At 68.0% G+C, this 2,488-nt stretch carries 3 protein-coding genes; 1 reads left to right on the plus strand and 2 read right to left on the minus strand.

Going from position 1 to position 2,488, the window contains the following annotated elements; translation table 11 throughout:
* The first annotated feature begins 127 nt into the window (after positions 1-127).
* The gene (locus GSQ76_RS20265) at positions 128-865 is read left to right on the plus strand and encodes a 2OG-Fe dioxygenase family protein (protein ID WP_158745926.1); all 738 of its coding nucleotides are present in this window, start codon (positions 128-130) and stop codon (positions 863-865) included.
* Positions 866-874: 9 nt separating this feature from the next.
* On the opposite strand, the gene GSQ76_RS20270 is transcribed toward GSQ76_RS20265, so the two are convergent.
* The gene (locus tag GSQ76_RS20270) at positions 875-1,066 is read right to left on the minus strand and encodes a hypothetical protein (RefSeq protein ID WP_158745927.1); all 192 of its coding nucleotides are present in this window, start codon (positions 1,064-1,066) and stop codon (positions 875-877) included.
* Between the two features lie 131 nt (positions 1,067-1,197).
* On the minus strand, positions 1,198-2,488 hold a 1,291-nt coding region (locus tag GSQ76_RS20275; protein WP_158745928.1), incomplete at its 5' end, for a HAMP domain-containing sensor histidine kinase.

Raw genomic sequence — 2,488 nt, forward strand, 5'->3', positions numbered from 1 at the left:
TCACTGCCTATAAGGTGCAAGGATGGCTGCCCCCGGGCTCCGAACGGCCGATGCCGAAGCCCGAGCCGGAGGTGCTGCCGAGGATCGAGTCGTCTGCCACCGCCCAAGCCGTTCCGGAGATCGGACTATGACCAACCCAGCCACCAGCCGCCCGTCCATCGCCAAATTGGTGGGCCGCGACGGCTTTGCCTTCGTGCACGATGCGGAGATGCGCGGCGCGCTGGAGGCGAACGGCCTGGGCGAATGGGATCGTTTCGCCGCAAGCTGGGATGATCTGGGGCTCGACACCTACATGGCCGATGGCGGCCGGTATCGCCGCCGCCGCCACGCCGTGTTCGCCGCCACGCCGCAGGGCATCGCCCGGCGTCCGCACCAGCCGCATTACCAAAGCCGCGACTACAACATGCTGAATGGCGGCATCGCCCGGTGGTTCGAGCCAGTGACCGAGGCGGTGGAGGCCATGCCCGCCTTCACCGCCATCCTACGCACCTGCCAGCGCGTGTTCGATACGCTATCGCCCGAGGTGCCGGAGTGGGAGGTCGAGGTCCATCAGTTTCGTATCGAGGCCCAACCCGGCAAGGAAGGCCGTCCCACGCCAGAGGGGATGCATCGCGACGGCGTGGATTGGGTGCTGGTGCTGCTCGTGCGGCGCGAAAATATCGCCAGCGGTGAGACGACGATCCACGATCTGGACCGCCGCATGCTCGGCTCGTTCACGCTCACCCGCCCGATGGATGCAGCCTGGGTCGATGACAGCCGCGTCTTCCACGGTGTCACGCCGGTAGAACCACGCGAGCCGGAAGCGCCTGCGTTCCGCGATGTGCTAGTGGTGACTTTCCGCCGGACTGTGGCTGCGACAGCGTAGACGACCGGCCTATTCCGCCGCCCCACGCATCACCAGCATCGCCCGGCGTAACCGGGCCAGGCCGCCGCGCACGTGGCCGTGCTCGCACATGGTGCGCCCCCGCTCCCACAACACGCGGGCATTCGGCGTCATCGACCCCTGCGCGTCCATCCGCCCGGCAAGCCCCAGGCAGTATTCCGGCGTGTCGGTGGTGACCGTCATCGGGTCATCCGTCGGATTTCCCCCGCCAAGGCAGACAAGCATTGCGGCACTCAGGACGAGTTGCTTCATCATCGTGTGGCAGCGTAACCCAGTGAGGCTTTTCCGGGGATGGGCGCAACATGACGTGATCGTCACGGCAGCGTAGCGCCAGAGGTGGGGGCAGGCAGGCTCAGTACGGCACGAAGCCCAGGCTCGGCGTCTTCCAGCATAAGGCTGCCACCATGCAGTTGTGCCACCGCCTCCACCAGCGCCAGGCCCAGGCCGGAGCCAGGGGTCTGCCGGGCGGTTTCGCCGCGAAAGAACCGTTCCGTCGCGCGGGCGCGATCGGCCGCCGGAATGCCAGGGCCGGAATCCTGCACCACCAACACGACGGACCCCTCCGGCCGCTCCGCCGACAGCCGCACGCTACCGCCGGGGGGCGAGAACTTCAGCGCATTGTCCAATAGATTGACCACGGCCTGGCCGATCAGATCTCGATCGCCGTGCACTGGCACCGTATACGGTAACTCGAAGCTCAACGTCAGGCAGCGTTCCTCGGCGGGGGCGGTATAAAGCTCGCCCAACTCCGCCAGAACCGGCGCAAGGTCGATATCCGCGAAGGCGGAGCGGCGGGTGCCGGCCTCGATCTCGGCAATGCGCAGCAGGGCGTCGAATACCGCCGTCACCCCGTCCAGATCGGTGACCGCCCGCTCCAGCGCAGCCCGCAGATGCTCGGGGCTGTTTGCGTGTTCGGCCGCATCTTCCAACCGGGCACGGGCGCGAGTGATGGGGGTGCGCAGATCGTGGGCGATGCTGTTCGACACCTCCCGCACCCCATCCATCAGCCGGCCGATGCGGTCCAGCATGTCGTTGATCGTCTCCGCCAGTCGGTCGAACTCGTCGCCCCGGCCCGTCACCCGCACCCGCCGGCCCAGATCGCCCTGCGCAATGGCGATGGCCGTGGCAGAGATGCTGGCGATCATGCGCCGGAACAGCCGCTGCATCACCAGCCCGCCCACCGAGCCCAGAAGCGCCAGCAGCACCAGCGACCAAAGCAGCGCCGATGTCAGCAACGCCCGCAGTGGCGTGCGACTCTCCACATCGCGCCCGATCAGCAGCCGGCTGCCATCCGGCAGGTCGAACCGGCGCACCCGGGCCATGCTGGTCACGCCGGCACGCGATACCATCAGGTCATACGCCGTCTCCGGCGCCGTGACGGAGGCGGGCCAGCCCGTGAGGTTGCCGGCCAGCGGGTGCATCGACTGGTCGGTCAGCAGATAGATCGCGTCGTCGTCGACGTTCTCCGCCAGGCGATCCTCGATGGTGGTTTGCAGCGCCGACAGGCCGCCGCCGGCCCATTGTTCCGATAGGCCTTGCGCATCGGCACGGATCGCCGCTTCCACCTGCCGGTCCAGCAGCCCGGCGGTCGCCCACCACAGGAAC

It is taken from the genome of Acidisphaera sp. L21 (genome assembly GCF_009765685.1).
Classification (GTDB): domain Bacteria; phylum Pseudomonadota; class Alphaproteobacteria; order Acetobacterales; family Acetobacteraceae; genus LMUY01.